The following is a 15,926-nucleotide window of genomic DNA, read 5'->3' on the forward strand; positions in this document are numbered from 1 at the left end:
CCTGTTATCTTTCAAGTTGCCTCTTTGTTGACTGCACTCGCTCACCCCGGTCACATCGTTCGCTATGCTCCTGGGGATTCGCTCCCTTGCCGTCGCGATGCATCTTAAAATCCATAGGGTATAACAGCTTTACCATAGATAAATGCAAAATTGACAATCGAATCAATTCCATAGACTAGATAATATTTAGGCGCCAACTTTTCAGAGGTATCCTTTCGTGGAGAAATTGCGCTGGGGGGCTTCTTAATCGCGCGTCAAACTCGTTTTTTATATAAATTTATAATCAAATCAAAGCGCTCACCAAACGGCCAGCGCTTTGTCAATAATCTGAAGGGCTTTTCACCCCCTTTATTAGACCTATAATCCTGTGGTCTGGCTGAAAGCAGCCTTCAACGCTGCAACCAATTCATCATTTTGTGATTGGGTCAACGGCTTACCTTTATCACTAATAAACTGTAAGCTGCTCCGGTTATTCAAATCACCAACCTGTAATTTGTAATCACCTTCACTAATGGATGGTTCATTAACACCCATTGATTTCCAACTAGATGAACTGAGGCTTTTATAAGTTACAGTAATAGAACCCGTTGAACGGCTGCGGCTACCCACTTTCATACCTACTTTTTCCAGTGCTGCCGGTAATCTATCCCAAACAATATTATATGGTGCCCGAACAATCATCTGAGGTAATCCAGATGTATCACCACCACTCTGTACGTCCAATGAACCTAGATTACGCGCCACAGAGTCATCGCTAATACGTTCACGCTGCTGGTTTACACCCTCAATTAATTCATTGAGCATCAGTGCGTTATAACGTTGGATTTCAAGAGGATCAGTTATCTGATGATCACCTTGTCTCAGCCCTTCATTAGTCACGGATAATTCAATCTGATAGCTCTGGCGTGCAACACTAATACGATGACGAGTCTGATATGGAACATTTTCATCTGCTCGCGGCCAATCGATCCAATCGGTTGTCAATGTCTGGCTAGCATCATCACGTTGGCTAACTTGGAAACCTTTTTTCAATAGCACATTGTTAATCTGTGACCACAGATGACTATTCTCAGGAGTGCTTTCAAGTAGCAACTTACTGCTCTTTACACTGTTTTCAGTACGGGAACCACTCAATAGGGCTAGTGCCTGAGATGGCGGGCGAATATCAAGCGCTTTCCCAACCTGCCCTTTAGAGGCTATTGCTGGAATATCATATTCACCATTCTGCAATGGCAATACCATACCCGCAGGAACTTTCAACGCCTTCCGGGGAGGTGTTTCAAGATATGTCTCATCATCATTGACTTGGCGCTTATAGCTCTGGTCGCTGGAACAAGCTGCCAATAACATGACAAGTGACATACCAGCAACCTTCATCACCTTCGATTTTTGCAACAATATTGCCATTAAAATTCCCTAAATTTTACAATAATCCGGCCATTTTCAAGGCTTTTTCAACTGAGACTTTTCCTGCATCCGTCAATGGCGTCATCGGCAGACGCACGGTGTCATCAGCAATCAAACCCAATTTGTGACATCCCCATTTAACTGGAATCGGGTTAGGTTCAACAAATAGCTGACGGTGTAAATCCATCAGACGGTTATTTAACTTACGCGCCTCTGCAAACTGGCCGTTTAATGCCAATTCACAAAACTTAGCAACATCAGGCGCTGCAATGTTTGCAGTAACAGAAATAACCCCTTTGCCACCAAGCTGAATAAAATCCAACCCACTTGTATCATCACCACTCAATAAGATGAAACTATCATCATTAACCAATTCTTGGATTTGACTAACGCGATTTAAGTTCCCTGTAGCTTCTTTAATTGCGACAATATTTTTAATCTTCGCCAAACGCGCTACAGTTGATGGCAGCAGATCACACCCGGTACGAGAAGGCACATTATACAAAATTTGTGGTAAATCCGTATTTTCAGCAATCGTTTTAAAATGCTGATATAAACCTTCCTGCGACGGCTTATTATAATAAGGCGTTACCGTTAGGCAACCAACAACGCCACTGTTTTCAAAACGTTTCGTTAGGGATATTGCCTCAGCAGTCGCATTTGCACCTGTTCCGGCAATAACCGGAATACGCCCATCAGCCAATTCTACGGTTGTCAAAACAACATCACCGTGTTCATCATGACTCAATGTAGCAGATTCTCCGGTTGTCCCTACCGAGACTATCGCTGATGTCCCACTAGCAACATGGTAATCGATTAACTTTTTCAAACTGGCCTTATCAACCTGACCACTCGCATCCATTGGTGTTACCAGCGCAACAATGCTACCTGTAAATTCAAATCTCCCGCTAGACATTACATAACCCCCTATACAAACAAGAACTCCATGGTACTTTTTAGTCATTCAGAAGGAAACTATTTAACACAGGATTTCAATGAATTTTGTTAATACCAGATAACCTCTGTTAAAAAGAAGTGATAACCAAAGTAATTTATTGAAATTCAATGATAGAGAATGGGAATACAATAGAGCAACTTTGATGCAATTGACCTTGGCAGCATAGCCTTTTTATGTTTACCTTAACGAAACCACAGCAGAGAAGGAAAAGTGACTTTGCCACAATCAGAACAACATTTTCTCGTTATAACCGCTTTAGGCGCTGACCGTTCTGGTATCGTCAACACCATTACTCGTCTTGTGAGTGAGTGTGGTTGTAACATTGAAGACAGCCGATTAGCCATGTTTGGCGAGGAATTCACCTTCATTATGCTACTTTCCGGTAGTTGGAACGCTATCACAATGATTGAATCCTCACTGCCACAGAAAGGGGCCGAGCTCGATCTTCTTATTGTAATGAAACGCACAAAGTGCGATACCCACACAACATTTCCTTCCACGGTTTCCGTTAAGGTTGATGTTGATGATTCATCCGGTATTGTTGAGCAGTTTACCAATCTGTTTACTACACAGGATTTTAATATTGCTGAACTGGTATCAAAAACACATCCACCAGAAGGCGATATCCCTGCTCGGTTGCAGATCCAGATTACCGCCCACAGCCTAGAGGATGACGGCATAATTATTAAGCAGGCGTTTAATAAGTTATGTACAGATCTAAATGCACAAGGCAGTATTAGTATTCTTGAACCACTTTAGTTGAAAGATTAAACGGAGAATACGGGATGAACCCATTGAAAGCCGGTGATAAGGCCCCTCAGTTCAGCCTTCCTGACCAAGATGGAGAAACAATCAATTTATCTGATTTCGAAGGCCAGCGTGTTTTAGTCTATTTTTACCCTAAAGCAATGACTCCTGGTTGTACTGTACAAGCCTGTGGTCTGCGCGATGAAATGGATACATTAAAGGAATCAGGTGTTGAAGTGCTAGGCATTAGCACAGATAACCCAAGTAAATTGTCACGCTTTGTGGAGAAAGAAATGCTGAACTTCACATTGTTGTCCGACGAGGATCACCAAGTTGCTGAACAGTTTGGTGTCTGGGGCAAGAAACAATTTATGGGAAAAACCTACGATGGTATCCACCGTATCAGTTTCCTGATTGATACCAACGGTAATATCGAGTACGTTTTTGATAAATTTAAGACCAGTGATCACCACCAAATCGTGGTGGATTATCTGAAACTGCACCCTTAAATAGAAAATGACTCAAAATTTAATCACGCTCATTTAACAGCTCAAGATGCCAGGGGCAAGTACGGGAGGGATATCACCAACCCGTGCTTCCTCTAATAACGGGTACCCGCATCATTAAAAATAAATTTACTCTTTTATTTCATCGTCTTCTATTATAACTATATCTTCCGGCCAGGCCTGGATCACCGCTTTAATCAGCGTCGCCAGCGGAATAGCAAAAAATACGCCCCAAAATCCCCACAAACCACCAAAAGTAATCACAGAAAGAATGATTACCAACGGGTGCAAGTTTACGGCTTCAGAGAATAAAATCGGCACCAGCAAGTTACCATCCAGCCCCTGAACAACCAAATAGGCAATAATCAAAGTCCAGAAATCTGTTCCGACTCCCCATTGAAATAGCGCAACCAGTACAACAGGAATCGTGACAATCAACGCACCCACATAAGGAATTAACACTGACAGCCCAACCAAAACAGAAAGCAGCAATGAATAATCCAATCCAAGAAATGCAAACACCGCGTAGGTACAAATACCGACGATCACCATCTCGGTGACTTTACCCCGAATATAGTTAGTGATTTGCTGGTTCATCTCGCGCCATACCTGCCCGGCCAAAATGCGGTTACGTGGCAGGACCCGTTGCAATGCTTGCAACATCTGGTTTTTATCTTTTAGCAAGAAGAAGGCCATCAGTGGCACAAGAATCAGATAGATAGCCAGCGTTAACAAACCAATCAGTGAAGCCACCGAAAATTTCACTACAGACTCTCCAGCAGTTGAAATCTTACTGCGCAAATTTTCGGCCATCATATCAATGATGCCAGCATCAACCAAAGCCGGATAACGGGCTGGTAATGTCTGGGCATATTCATTAAACCGATTAAGCATATTGGGTATATCTGACAACAGATTAATTCCCTGCTGCCATACAGTTGGCGCCACAATCAAGATGACCAACAAACTAATACTGGAAAAAATAATCAGCACAATACAAACAGCCACTGTGCGCGAACATCCCAGTCTTTCAAGTTTAGCCGTTGGCCATTCCAACAAATAGGCAAGAACAATCGCCACCAGCAAAGGTGTCAAAATGCCATGTAAGAAATAAATAATGCAAAACCCTGCCAACAAGATAACAAATAACGCAATAACTTGCGGATCAGTAAACCGACGGCGATACCACTGTATAATCATATCCAGCATTGACCAGGCTCCTTGATAGCAATATTCATATTTCTATTTTTCTTAAAAATTGATTAATTTTTAAGGTACCCTTGTTTATCATACACGCATTATCTAAAACGATGGTCAAATGAGAGCATTTTTGTTTTATGAAAATAATGTCTAATCAATCTCTGACAGCAATATTAATCAGTACATTATTGCTAACAAGCTCCCCTGTTCTCAGCGCCTCCATTGAAGATTCATTGCCGGATATCGGTACCACGGCAGGTTCAATCCTGAGCATCAATCAGGAACTGGCAATGGGCGATTTCTACGCTCGCCAAATGCGTGACAACGCTCCGCTGATTTATGACCCATTATTGACACAATACATTAATGCCCTTGGACAAAGGCTAGTGGCTCATGCAGACTCAGTTAAAACGCCTTTCCATTTCTATCTGATTGATAACCCGAATATCAACGCTTATGCTTTCTTTGGCGGTAATGTAGTACTCCATGCTGCACTTTTTCGTTATAGTCGTAATGAAAGCGAGCTTGCCTCCGTAATGGCTCACGAAATTTCCCACGTTACTCAACGCCACCTAGCGCGAATGATGGAAGATCAGCAACGTACAGCACCGCTAGCCTGGGCAGGTACGTTGGGTTCTATTCTTTTGCTAATGGCTAGCCCACAAGCAGGGATGGCAGCCCTCAGCGGCACTATTGCCGGTATACAACAAGGTATGATCAGTTTTACTCAATCCAATGAACAAGAAGCTGATCGTATTGGCATGCAGACATTACGTAAAGCTGGCTTTGATCCTCAAGGTATGCCAGATTTTATGCAAATCATGGTAGATCAAACCCGTTACAGTTCTAAGCCACCAGAAATGCTACTCACCCACCCGTTACCTGACAGCCGCCTTGCTGATGCACGTAACCGCGCTAATCAATACCCGGCCCAGAACATTCCACAATCTCAAGATTTTCTGTTCGCCAGAGTTCGTGTTATGGGCATGTACACCACCGAGCAACGCGACTATCTTGAGCAAATTTTAGAAAATTATCGGAGAGGCACAGCTAAAGAGCAACTTGCCGCCGCTTATGGCCGAGCAATCTTGCTTTCTCAAGATAAAAAATACACTGAGGCACGGGCTATTCTAGAACCACTGTTAGCAAAACAACCGGATAATGTCTGGTACATTGACACAATGACTGATATCGACATTGAACAGAACCGAATTGCTCAGGCTATCACCCGGTTACAGAACGCTTTGCAGAAACAAAAGGACAATTTGGTATTGCAAATCAATCTCGCTAATGCACTTATTCACGCAAAACAATATCAACAGGCTTTAAAACTGCTCCATCGCTATACATTCAATAATCCAGATGATCCCAACGGTTGGCGCCTGATAGCCGAAGCTGCCGCCAAACAAGGAAAACGCCATGAAGAATTATCAGCGCATGCTGAAGAAATGGCACTTCGCGGTCAGTTTGGCAATGCCATCAAATACCTCAGTAGTGCCAGCGCACTGGTAAAATTAGGTAGTTACGATCAAGCACGTTATGATGCTCGTATCGATCAATTACGCCAGCTACAACAGCGTTACAGTCAATACAAACGTTAAGGAATTCTCATGCAACAGGTGACAATTTATCATAATCCCCGCTGCTCAAAAAGCCGTGAAACTTTGGCACTTATTGAAGAACGAGGAATTAAGCCACAGATTATTCTTTATCTGGAGGTTCCTCTCACTGTAGAGCAATTATCCGTTCTGCTAGAACAGCTTGGTTTTCATGATGCACGCCAATTGATGAGAACAAAAGAAGATCTATACAAGGAGTTGAATTTGGCTGATGAAAAACTTACTCAGCATGATTTACTGAAAACGATAATTGCCAACCCTAAACTGATTGAACGCCCAATCGTGGTTTGCGGTGATAAAGCCAGACTTGGGCGCCCACCGGAAAAAGTAAAAGAAATTCTTAATTGATTAAGAATAGATATGATGATGGTGACATCACCATCATCTTTAAAGGTGCAAAATATCCTTCACAAATGGAATCGTCAGCTTGCGCTGGGCCACTATCGAAGCGTGATCTAACTGATTCAATGCCATAAACAGAGTCCGCATTTCTCTGTCTAATCTTTTCAATAAAAAGCGCCCTACATCTTCTGGCAATTCAAAGCCGCGTAACTTCGCTCGCAATTGCAAGGCTTGTAATTTCTCATCATCAGAAAGCGGTTGTAATTTATAAATTTGCCCCCAATCCAGACGAGAAGCCAAATCAGGTAACTTAAGATTAATCTGGCGAGGTGGGCGATCGCCGCTAATAAGCAAACATGTGCGACCGATCTCCAGGATGCGATTATAAAGATTGAAAATTGCCATTTCCCACTCTTCATCACCAGCAATACTCTCAATATTATCAATACAAACCAGTGATAAGTGTTCCATGCCATCAAGCACCTCAGGGATAAAATAGGCACGTTTATCCAGCGGAACATAGCCCACAGCTTCATCTTTCAGGGACAACTCAGCACAGGCGGCATGCAACAAATGACTTCGGCCCCCACTGTCACGGGACCAGAAATAAATATAGCTGCCATGCGGCTGATTAATGGCCAATTTGATTGCAGCTAACAGGGTGGCATTTTCCCCCGGAAAGAAACTGGCAAAAGTTTCATCATCGGGAAGATACAAAGGTAACGAAAGCTGCGATGGTGTGTTCAGAAGCACCTCAAACAGAGCTGGTAATAAACGCCAACAAGTTTATCACAGAAAATAGTTGTAAATGAACTGTATAGGTAAAGAATAAAAAAACTATTTTTAGGATTCAATAAGTTAAATCCATTTCAGCCCCAGAAGCGCATAATATTTCGTCATAACACAGAACGGCCCGCAACCACTTGTAAAATAATAGCTTAATCGAACGACTTAAAAACTACCCTAATGATGAAAATCAGCGGATATTTATGTAATATTTTTAGGCACCAGAACTAACTCCATCTCATCGGCAAGGTCTTTAAGTTTTTCGTTAACTTCTTTAGAAGTAGCTGCTGGCTCAGATTCAATAGACACACTCAAATCGCCTTCTTTTACTCGATCCCCAAAAATTATTATCGCTTTGCCACCGTGCTGCTTAGAAGACCATCGAATTGCTTGAGCATCAGGATTATCATGATAAATTTGGGCTGCCCATCTCCGAGTAATATGATAATCCGATGCTTCTGATTCTACTAGCTGGCACTGAATAATTCCCCACTTCTTCAGTATTCGTGGATTGATATCCACATACTTGATATCTTTTCTCGGAATAATTTGGCTACGCACTAAGTCATCTAGTTTACCAAGATAAACAGGTATACCGGAGCAATTCAATGGAATATCATGTAAAATCGTCTCCATAATAGCTACCCCTATGTTTTCACCACCATAGATTGTCGGAATGAAAATTCCATTATTTTTGAACGGGCTAAAACGAGCATTGCCAATGCCAGGATTAAATTCAATCCCTTTAAACTTAATTCTATGAATACGTTCATAGGTGTACCAGCTTTCCACTTTTGAACCTTAACTCCTGTATTCTCTGGAGGAAATGGTATATTTTCTTGAAGCTCCTTTTCATCATCAACCATGACGTGGCCCTTCAACTTCTTCTTTGGCTGCCATATAAACATCATCAAGTTGAGTTAATAAAAGATCCTTTGGCTTTTTATTACTGAGCCAACTATTTGGTGTACCAAACCAAATAGCTATTGACCAGGGCGTTTTGTTCTTAAACAGCTCAATAACGTTTTTTATCACAGGTAACGGCTGGCCGCCTTCGTCTAGAGCATACAACGGGAATAGATCTTTACCATTAATGGGCAATGCGAATATTTTTTTCGACTTTTTCAACCGATTTGCCGCAGCGCTGGAATTAATCGATTTAGATCCGGTTAATCTGCTAAGTTCACTTGCAGTTAGCCACTTTGAATCAGTAAGGATCTGATTTTTTAATTTTTCGAGGCGTGCTTCATTACGGTAAGCAAATTCACTTTCAGATGGTTCAGTCACCAAAGGCAAATGTTTGTGCTTATTGAATGTAGTGACAGCAGTTACCGCGCTAGCTATTGCAAGCTTAATATCATAATAATCAATTGATCTTGGCAATTTCACGACAACATATTGATCTGCCTCATCAACGGGAATATCAGACAAATTGATATGCTTAGCAACATCCTTATTGTTTGACAACTCAATGGTATCCATTGAAAGGAAGTTAAAGCTGACATGCTTCGACTTAGTTTGGGATTTAGTAATCATACTGCCTCCATATTGTATCTACTTGAGTTCGTATTTTGCATATATTAGTTATATGGATGATATGGCGTATTTATGAAAAAGGCAAAGATTAACGATCCATAGCCGATAACCATACAAGGTATAAACAAGCACTCACCCTCATTCCATAAGTGAGAAATCTCGCTGCAACGTCCTACATAACTTGACATTTTCACACTATGTACAATCCAAACGAAGATCACATTCTATCGCTATTCCTTAAACTATTCTTGATTAATATGCGAACAAAATCGCAACATATTTAACATAAGTTGCTAGTCTTAATAAAAAGTGAAAGCTCTCATCAACCACTTATCCCATAAGAAACGATATAACAAACTGGAGATTGAACAATGAAAAAAATCCTATTGTGTTGTGCTGCCGGTATGTCCACCAGCATGCTGGTACAACGCATGCAGGCAGAAGTGATAAAACGGGCATTGGACATCGAGATCAAGGCTGTTCCCACGGTTGAATTAGAACACATGATAGCCGACGCTGACGTTGTTTTACTCGGCCCACAGGTGAGGTATCAATTGGCCCATTTTTCCGCTATCGCCAAACCACTTGGTAAACCAATAGACGTTATTGACATGATGGATTATGGCACTCTTCGTGGTGATAAGGTTCTCGATAAGGCATTAAGCCTGTTGGAATAAGCAATTTCATCATCACGCGGAGTACCCTCATGAGTCTCTATACCTCTTTTATGCGTGTTTTAGAAAACCACATTATCCCGTTTGCCGGGCGAATCGGTAACCAGCGGCATATTACAGCAATGCGTGACGGCTTTATCTCAGCCATGCCATTTTTGATCATCGGCAGCATAATGTTAATTGTGGCAAACCCACCCTTCGATTTACAGACTGCATCCTCATTCGGCCAAGCTTGGTTGTCCTTTGCCAAAACTCACTGGGACACCATCACAATGCCTTACTTTATGACGATGGGATTAATGAGTGTCTTTGTTTCGGTCGGTACCGCCTACAGTTTAGCTAAATCCTACGGTCTGGACGGGTTAACTTCGGCTTTACTGTCACTAATGGCGTTTTTGCTAGCAGCAGCACCACAAATAGAAAACAAAATAGCACTCGATTTCCTCGGTGGCGCAGGTGTATTTACCGCATTAATTTGCGCTATCTGGTCAGTTGAACTAACGCGTTTACTAAAAAAATATAACATTACCATCAGAATGCCAACACAAGTGCCACCAGCAATCGCCCGTTCTTTTGAACTTCTGTACCCAGTCATAGGTATCTTGCTGACAGTTTATCCCGCCAGCTTGCTATTACAGAGTGAATTCAATCTACTTATTCCCGCAGCCATAATGCAGATGTTCCACCCACTCATTTCCGTCGGTGATACTCTACCTGCCATTATATTGGCACTACTCATTGCTAACCTACTGTGGTTTGCCGGTATTCATGGCGCTAATATTGTCACTGGCTTGATGGCCCCTATTTTTATGGCAAATATTGCTGCCAATGCAACATTAATGGCTCAAGGTACTGCTACAACACACATTTTTACTGACCCTTACTGGTCGTTTTATATCTGTATTGGTGGCTCTGGTTCTACACTGGTTCTGGCGATTCTTTATCTGCGCAGCCGTTCTATGCATTTGCGTACTATCGGAAAACTGAGCGTGGTTCCGTCCATATTCAATATTAACGAACCACTACTGTTTGGCTCACCGATTGTGATGAATCCAACCTTATTCATTCCATTACTGGTTGTGCCATTGGTCAATGCAGTATTGTCCTACAGCGTCCTGCATCTTGACCTGGTGCATAAAATGGTCGCTATTTCGCCCTGGACTACACCGGCGCCATTCGGCGCAATGATTTCCGCCGCCTGGGATTATCGTGCGGCAGTGCTAGTGATCATACTCACGATAATCGACCTCTTTATCTGGTATCCCTTCTTCAAAATTTTTGAAAAACAGTTGGTCAACGAAGAAGATAAACAGCGAGAAAACACAGCATCCACCGGTGTAGAAACTCAATCCCAACCCTAATTTTCGGAGGATTTACACATGGATTTAGACAAAACTATTGTAGAACTGCTGGTTCATGCCGGAAGCGCACGCAGTCATGCACTAATGGCATTACAACATGCCAGAAACGGTGACTTTCAAACAGCACAAACACTGATGGCAGAATCCCAACAGGCAATCAAAGAAGCACACACGATTCAAACTACCCTCATCGGATTGGATGAAGGCTGCGGTAAATTACCTGTCAATCTCATCACCGTCCATGCGCAAGATCATTTAATGAACGCAATGGTTATTCAAGATCTTGCCAGCGATATGATTGAACTCTATCGTCGAATACCATCGCAAGAGGAAAAGGTATGAAACGAATCAAAATAGCCGTTATTGGTGGCGGTAGCAGCTACACACCTGAATTAGTCGAAGGGCTTATTCAACACCAAAAAAATATTCCACTATCTGAACTGGCATTGGTTGACATTGACGGTGGAAAACAGAAAGTAGAAATTATCGCCGCGCTTACTCGCCGTATGTTAGCTCGTCACGGCATGGAACACGTTATTGTCAGCGTCCATTTCACACCAGATAACGCCATTCGCGGTGCCAATTTTATTTTAACTCAACTGCGTGTCGGCCAGCTTCCGGCTCGCGCTGCGGACGAGCGTCTGGGGCTAAAATATGGCTTGATCGGTCAGGAAACTACCGGCGTAGGCGGCTTTGCCAAAGCATTACGTACCATCCCCGTTTTGCTGGATATTGCCCATAAAGTTGAAAAACTTGCACCAGACGCATGGATTATTAACTTCACCAATCCAGCCGGGATCGTTACCGAAGCGATTTCCCGCTATAGCAAAGCAAAAATTATCGGCCTATGTAATGTCCCGGTCACAATGCACCACATGATAGCTAATATGCTACAACGCCCTTATCAGGATGTGCAGTTACGCTTTGCCGGGCTGAATCATATGGTCTGGGTACATCAAGTACTGGTTGCAGGTCAGGATAAAACTCAACAGGTACTTGATATGCTATGCAATGGCGCAGTCTTAACCATGAATAATATTCAAGAGGCGCCCTGGCCTCCACCACTGCTCAAGGCTCTAGGCGCAATCCCCTGCCCTTATCACCGCTACTTCTACCAAGCCCGCAATATGTTACAGGAAGAGCGCGAGGCTGCGTTCGAACAAGGCACACGAGCAGAACAGGTCATGAAAGTAGAACAGGAACTATTTGAACTGTATGCTGATCCAGAACTCGATCACAAGCCAGAACAACTCAGTTTCCGCGGTGGTGCATTCTATTCTGAGGTTGCATTGGATCTGATTTGCGCCATTCATAACAATCTCGATAGCCAATTGGTAGTCAATACCACAAATCACGGTGCTATTCGAGGTTTACCGGACGATGCTGTCATTGAAACCAACTGTATTATTAATGCAGAAGGCGCCCACCCGCTGACGTTCGGCCGCCTACCTGACAGTATGTATGCTCTGACACAACAGATAAAAACCTATGAACGCTTAACGATCAAAGCAGCGATTCATGGTGATCGCAATGCTGCACTATTGGCACTGATCACCAACCCACTGGTTGCCGATATAGACATTGCTTCACCACTATTGGATGACGTATTAACAATAAACCGTGATTATCTACCGCAATTTCAATGAATAAGCGGTACCTGATTAGTTAATTTGAAATCAGAACAAGCATAAAATTAAAGCGATATCTGTTACTTCTGACTAATAGATATCGCTAACTAACTTTGTAACCTCTTTTTTTTGCGGCGCCGCACGCATTTATCTTTCACATTAAGTTTGAATAAGAGATTTTGTATTATACTGCGCTGAAATCAATTGATTGAAGAATATTGAAAATAACAGTTTCAACACATTTAAATTTTGAGAAATTCTATGCCTTTTAAAATAGAAAACCTGGGATATGGCGAAGCCCATATCGCAGATTTTGAGGTATCTGGCGTGGAATATACCTTGATTATAATGGAGATTATTTCAAAGAGAGATTCTTCTGTCGTTTTGCCTGAAAATTACAGCTTCGATATAAATAATTTTTTTGAAGTTTCATTTGATGCAAAAAACAATTTATACCCTATTGATTTCAAGATGCATCGCGACGGCAAGGGAGTGAATCCCCGGGAGCATAGCAAACTATGTGACCGGGGTGAGCGAGTGCAGCCAACAAAGAGGCAACTTGAAAGATGACGGGTATAAACAATAACACGCTATTTGAGAGGCATCCTACAAATAACCATAATCAGATGATAGAGATTATGTACACAGTTGAAAGGCTGATTAATGAGCACTATAATGCGGTCAGCCCTAGTGGATACATTTTACTAGCTGCGGATAAGCGACTGAACAGGGTCTATAAGCGGTATATTAATCGATTTGTGACACAAAACGGCTTTACCATGATAGATAAGTTAGATCCAAACGGGAGGGGTTATGTCATACATATCGAACAAGCTGAAAAAGAAAAGCTTGAACTCGAAAAAGCGGTAGCTAAAAAAGCTGAACGAATGAGATCTGCTTACAGCGCCCTAAAAAAATCCGAAAGAGAGGGTACTATTCAGTATCTCAATGGAAAACGAAACTGGTACGTAGTCCGATAAACTTTAAAGGGAGCTTTTCGCTCCTTTTTTACTCCACAATAAACAAATCTGATACCCTAGATAATGACTTCCTTTTGTATCTACTTAGTAGATACTCATACGGTTATAATGTTACTTACTAGACATGAAGAGACATTTATGGAGGCATAGATATGCGCACTCAAGCAGTTTTGCAAAAATGGGGAAACAGTATTGCTCTGCGATTATCGGGAAATCTGAAAAAGATACCTAATTTTGAAGCAGGTGATATCGTAAACATTAATATCAGTGAAGAAGGATTAATTATTCAAAAAGCCGTCAAGAAACGATTAACCGAGTCTGATTTATTAAATGGCTTATCCGCTTATACTGCGCATGCTGATGAACTGGCAGCTCCGAATCACAAGGAACTCAATTACTGATGTTTGTTCTTAAACGTGGAGATATTTGCTGGCTTGATTTCGAACCAACAAAAGGCAAAGAAATTGGCAAATATCGCCCAACACTCATATTATCGCATGAAACCTATAACCGACTAACTGGATTAGTTATCTGTTGTCCTATTAGCACCAGTATAAGAGGAGCACCTACAGAAGTACCTGTCACTAATCTGGAACAACCTTGCATAGTAGCAACAACTTTGATCCAAACTCTAGATTGGCGGCAATGCAAAGTGAAATTCATCACTGAGTCAGAACCTGGACTTCACGATGAAGTTCTGCTAAAACTCATTCTTCTCATTGGTGGCGAACATTTGCTTTCCTGCCTCTCTTACGAATAAAATAATGACCATCATCCCCACCTTTTCATAATGAAAACTACTCAAAGCGGGCAAATCAGCCCAAGTTTATTGCCCTATTATTTACCGTGCTTAACAGATTCAACGGAAGATTCAATATATCGTTCTTCGGGACGGAAAACCGTGACCAGACGGAAAATCAAACTCATACTGATACCTACGATCGTTGCCAGCGCCATGCCTTTAAGTTCAGCAACACCGATATTAATTTTCGCCCCACTGACGCCGATGATAAGAATCACGGAAGTCAGGATAAGATTTTGTGCTTTGTTGTAATCTACTTTTGAATCAATCAGCACTCGAATACCTGATGCGCCAATAACGCCATAAAGCAACAGCGAGACACCTCCCATGACCGGAACTGGTACGGCCTGAATTGCTGCCGCCAATTTACCGACGCAGGAGAGCAAAATCGCCAGCACCGCGGCACCGCCAATAACCCAGGTGCTGTAAACTTTGGTAATTGCCATGACACCAATATTCTCGCCATAAGTCGTATTTGGCGTTGAACCAAAGAAACCGGAAATCACGGTTGAAAAACCATTTGCAAACATAGAACGGTGCAAACCCGGCTCTTTTAGCAAATCTTTCTTCACAATATTCGCCGTCACAACTAAATGACCAACATGTTCAGCTATGACAACCAGCGCCGCAGGCAAGATAGTCATAATAGCGAACCATTCAAAACGTGGTGTATAAAAAGTTGGCAATGCAAACCACGGCGCTTCACGTACCGGCGTCAGATCAACTACGCCCATTAGGAACGCCAACGCATAACCTACCAACACGCCAATGAGAATCGGGATGATAGCCAAGAATCCACGGAACATAACTGAACCAAGAACGGTTACCGCCAGTGTTACCAGAGAAATGGTCAATGTTGTTGAATCAACATCGGCACTTTCCGCCGGACGCAAACCCGCCATATCAGCCGCAACACCGGCAAGTTCCAGACCGATAACAGCAACAATCGCCCCCATTGCCGCAGGTGGAAACAGCGCATTAATCCAACTTCGCCCTGCCACCTTAACCATCAGTGAAACCAGACAAAACAACACGCCACATATAATAAAACCACCCAAGGCTAATTCATATCCCAGAGGCAACAACAATAAGACCGGTGAAATAAAAGCAAAGCTCGATCCCAAATACGCCGGAACCTTTCCTTTGCAAATCACCAGATACAACAATGTACCGATACCATTAAATAGCAGAACTGTCGCCGGGTTGATTTTAAACAAAATCGGCACCAATACCGTCGCACCAAACATAGCAAAAAGATGTTGGAAGCTGAGTGGAATGGTCTGTAAAAAAGGAGGCCGCTCATCTACTCCAATAGTGCGACGGGTCATCTTATTTATCCTCTTAATATTATCGCGTCAGAACCAAAAAAAGCCGACTCAA

Annotated in this window: 19 protein-coding genes; 12 read left to right on the forward strand and 7 right to left on the reverse strand. The window is 42.4% G+C overall.

Annotation, left to right across the window (positions count from 1 at the left end; genetic code table 11):
• Positions 1-357 precede the first annotated feature (357 nt).
• Positions 358-1,407, reverse strand: a complete 1,050-nt coding sequence (gene bamC / locus AACQ83_RS11035; protein ID WP_112877698.1) for an outer membrane protein assembly factor BamC — start codon at positions 1,405-1,407, stop codon at positions 358-360.
• A gap of 16 nt (positions 1,408-1,423) precedes the next feature.
• Positions 1,424-2,323: a 4-hydroxy-tetrahydrodipicolinate synthase gene (gene dapA / locus AACQ83_RS11040; RefSeq protein WP_112877700.1), complete on the reverse strand. Its 900-nt coding sequence runs from the start codon at positions 2,321-2,323 to the stop codon at positions 1,424-1,426.
• Between the two features lie 258 nt (positions 2,324-2,581).
• Between dapA and AACQ83_RS11045 the strand changes: the two genes are divergently transcribed.
• Together AACQ83_RS11045 and bcp are read left to right on the forward strand one after the other, a co-directional pair.
• Positions 2,582-3,124 (forward strand): glycine cleavage system transcriptional repressor, encoded by a 543-nt coding sequence (locus tag AACQ83_RS11045; RefSeq protein WP_112877702.1) that lies wholly within the window; start codon positions 2,582-2,584, stop codon positions 3,122-3,124.
• 26 nt (positions 3,125-3,150) lie between these two features.
• A complete protein-coding gene (bcp, locus tag AACQ83_RS11050; protein ID WP_112877704.1) occupies positions 3,151-3,621 on the forward strand; it encodes a thioredoxin-dependent thiol peroxidase in 471 nt (156 codons plus the stop codon).
• Between the two features lie 126 nt (positions 3,622-3,747).
• Here the strand turns inward: bcp and AACQ83_RS11055 are convergent, their stop codons facing one another.
• Positions 3,748-4,827: an AI-2E family transporter gene (locus AACQ83_RS11055; protein WP_112877706.1), complete on the reverse strand. Its 1,080-nt coding sequence runs from the start codon at positions 4,825-4,827 to the stop codon at positions 3,748-3,750.
• A 128-nt stretch (positions 4,828-4,955) separates the two neighbouring features.
• Between AACQ83_RS11055 and AACQ83_RS11060 the strand changes: the two genes are divergently transcribed.
• Positions 4,956-6,419, forward strand: a complete 1,464-nt coding sequence (locus AACQ83_RS11060; protein ID WP_112877708.1) for a beta-barrel assembly-enhancing protease — start codon at positions 4,956-4,958, stop codon at positions 6,417-6,419.
• 9 nt (positions 6,420-6,428) lie between these two features.
• Positions 6,429-6,785 carry an arsenate reductase (glutaredoxin) gene (gene arsC, locus AACQ83_RS11065; RefSeq protein ID WP_112877710.1) on the forward strand — a complete coding sequence of 119 codons (357 nt, stop codon included), beginning with the start codon at positions 6,429-6,431 and terminating at the stop codon, positions 6,783-6,785.
• Positions 6,786-6,824: 39 nt separating this feature from the next.
• On the opposite strand, the gene hda is transcribed toward arsC, so the two are convergent.
• From hda to AACQ83_RS11080, 3 genes are all read right to left on the reverse strand, one after another.
• Positions 6,825-7,532: a DnaA inactivator Hda gene (hda, locus tag AACQ83_RS11070; protein ID WP_011146972.1), complete on the reverse strand. Its 708-nt coding sequence runs from the start codon at positions 7,530-7,532 to the stop codon at positions 6,825-6,827.
• 234 nt (positions 7,533-7,766) lie between these two features.
• Positions 7,767-8,357, reverse strand: coding sequence for an RES family NAD+ phosphorylase (locus tag AACQ83_RS11075; protein WP_240000775.1), 591 nt, complete (start codon positions 8,355-8,357; stop codon positions 7,767-7,769).
• Between the two features lie 66 nt (positions 8,358-8,423).
• Positions 8,424-9,101, reverse strand: a complete 678-nt coding sequence (locus AACQ83_RS11080; RefSeq protein WP_112877712.1) for a DUF2384 domain-containing protein — start codon at positions 9,099-9,101, stop codon at positions 8,424-8,426.
• A gap of 371 nt (positions 9,102-9,472) precedes the next feature.
• Here AACQ83_RS11080 and AACQ83_RS11085 point away from each other — a divergent pair, with 371 nt between their 5' ends.
• The 8 genes from AACQ83_RS11085 to AACQ83_RS11120 all read left to right on the forward strand — a co-directional run bounded on the left by AACQ83_RS11085 (position 9,473) and on the right by AACQ83_RS11120 (position 14,504).
• Entirely contained in the window at positions 9,473-9,778 is a 306-nt protein-coding gene (locus AACQ83_RS11085; protein WP_112877714.1) for a PTS sugar transporter subunit IIB, read from the forward strand.
• 29 nt (positions 9,779-9,807) lie between these two features.
• Complete coding sequence (locus AACQ83_RS11090) at positions 9,808-11,136, forward strand: PTS sugar transporter subunit IIC (RefSeq protein WP_112877716.1); 1,329 nt, start codon at positions 9,808-9,810, stop codon at positions 11,134-11,136.
• 18 nt (positions 11,137-11,154) lie between these two features.
• A complete protein-coding gene (locus AACQ83_RS11095) occupies positions 11,155-11,478 on the forward strand; it encodes a PTS lactose/cellobiose transporter subunit IIA (RefSeq protein ID WP_112877717.1) in 324 nt (107 codons plus the stop codon).
• Positions 11,475-12,782, forward strand: coding sequence for a 6-phospho-beta-glucosidase (locus AACQ83_RS11100; RefSeq protein ID WP_112877719.1), 1,308 nt, complete (start codon positions 11,475-11,477; stop codon positions 12,780-12,782). Before AACQ83_RS11095 ends, AACQ83_RS11100 begins: the two co-directional genes overlap by 4 nt.
• Before the next feature lie 243 nt (positions 12,783-13,025).
• A complete protein-coding gene (locus AACQ83_RS11105) occupies positions 13,026-13,334 on the forward strand; it encodes a hypothetical protein (protein WP_146747895.1) in 309 nt (102 codons plus the stop codon).
• On the forward strand, positions 13,331-13,744 hold the full coding sequence (locus AACQ83_RS11110; protein WP_112877720.1) for a hypothetical protein: 414 nt from the start codon (positions 13,331-13,333) through the stop codon (positions 13,742-13,744). Before AACQ83_RS11105 ends, AACQ83_RS11110 begins: the two co-directional genes overlap by 4 nt.
• Positions 13,745-13,896: 152 nt before the next feature.
• A complete protein-coding gene (locus AACQ83_RS11115; protein ID WP_112877721.1) occupies positions 13,897-14,145 on the forward strand; it encodes an AbrB/MazE/SpoVT family DNA-binding domain-containing protein in 249 nt (82 codons plus the stop codon).
• Positions 14,145-14,504, forward strand: a complete 360-nt coding sequence (locus AACQ83_RS11120; RefSeq protein WP_112877722.1) for a type II toxin-antitoxin system PemK/MazF family toxin — start codon at positions 14,145-14,147, stop codon at positions 14,502-14,504. The genes AACQ83_RS11115 and AACQ83_RS11120 overlap by 1 nt, the downstream gene beginning before the upstream one ends.
• Positions 14,505-14,581: 77 nt before the next feature.
• On the opposite strand, the gene uraA is transcribed toward AACQ83_RS11120, so the two are convergent.
• A complete protein-coding gene (gene uraA / locus AACQ83_RS11125) occupies positions 14,582-15,874 on the reverse strand; it encodes a uracil permease (RefSeq protein WP_112877723.1) in 1,293 nt (430 codons plus the stop codon).
• Positions 15,875-15,926: the final 52 nt, after the last annotated feature.

Source organism: Photorhabdus sp. S10-54 (assembly GCF_963878145.1).
GTDB classification, from domain to species: domain Bacteria; phylum Pseudomonadota; class Gammaproteobacteria; order Enterobacterales; family Enterobacteriaceae; genus Photorhabdus; species Photorhabdus kayaii.

What these genes read in the sequence shown, in the direction of transcription:
- bamC (WP_112877698.1), bottom strand. Translation starts at nt 1,407, where the DNA reads ATGGCAATATTGTTGCAAAAATCGAAGGTGATGAAGGTTGCTGGTATG.
- dapA (WP_112877700.1), bottom strand. Translation starts at nt 2,323, where the DNA reads ATGTCTAGCGGGAGATTTGAATTTACAGGTAGCATTGTTGCGCTGGTA.
- bcp (WP_112877704.1), top strand. Translation starts at nt 3,151, where the DNA reads ATGAACCCATTGAAAGCCGGTGATAAGGCCCCTCAGTTCAGCCTTCCT.
- AACQ83_RS11055 (WP_112877706.1), bottom strand. Translation starts at nt 4,827, where the DNA reads ATGCTGGATATGATTATACAGTGGTATCGCCGTCGGTTTACTGATCCG.
- AACQ83_RS11060 (WP_112877708.1), top strand. Translation starts at nt 4,956, where the DNA reads ATGAAAATAATGTCTAATCAATCTCTGACAGCAATATTAATCAGTACA.
- arsC (WP_112877710.1), top strand. Translation starts at nt 6,429, where the DNA reads ATGCAACAGGTGACAATTTATCATAATCCCCGCTGCTCAAAAAGCCGT.
- AACQ83_RS11080 (WP_112877712.1), bottom strand. Translation starts at nt 9,101, where the DNA reads ATGATTACTAAATCCCAAACTAAGTCGAAGCATGTCAGCTTTAACTTC.
- AACQ83_RS11085 (WP_112877714.1), top strand. Translation starts at nt 9,473, where the DNA reads ATGAAAAAAATCCTATTGTGTTGTGCTGCCGGTATGTCCACCAGCATG.
- AACQ83_RS11090 (WP_112877716.1), top strand. Translation starts at nt 9,808, where the DNA reads ATGAGTCTCTATACCTCTTTTATGCGTGTTTTAGAAAACCACATTATC.
- AACQ83_RS11095 (WP_112877717.1), top strand. Translation starts at nt 11,155, where the DNA reads ATGGATTTAGACAAAACTATTGTAGAACTGCTGGTTCATGCCGGAAGC.
- AACQ83_RS11100 (WP_112877719.1), top strand. Translation starts at nt 11,475, where the DNA reads ATGAAACGAATCAAAATAGCCGTTATTGGTGGCGGTAGCAGCTACACA.
- AACQ83_RS11105 (WP_146747895.1), top strand. Translation starts at nt 13,026, where the DNA reads ATGCCTTTTAAAATAGAAAACCTGGGATATGGCGAAGCCCATATCGCA.
- AACQ83_RS11110 (WP_112877720.1), top strand. Translation starts at nt 13,331, where the DNA reads ATGACGGGTATAAACAATAACACGCTATTTGAGAGGCATCCTACAAAT.
- AACQ83_RS11115 (WP_112877721.1), top strand. Translation starts at nt 13,897, where the DNA reads ATGCGCACTCAAGCAGTTTTGCAAAAATGGGGAAACAGTATTGCTCTG.
- AACQ83_RS11120 (WP_112877722.1), top strand. Translation starts at nt 14,145, where the DNA reads ATGTTTGTTCTTAAACGTGGAGATATTTGCTGGCTTGATTTCGAACCA.
- uraA (WP_112877723.1), bottom strand. Translation starts at nt 15,874, where the DNA reads ATGACCCGTCGCACTATTGGAGTAGATGAGCGGCCTCCTTTTTTACAG.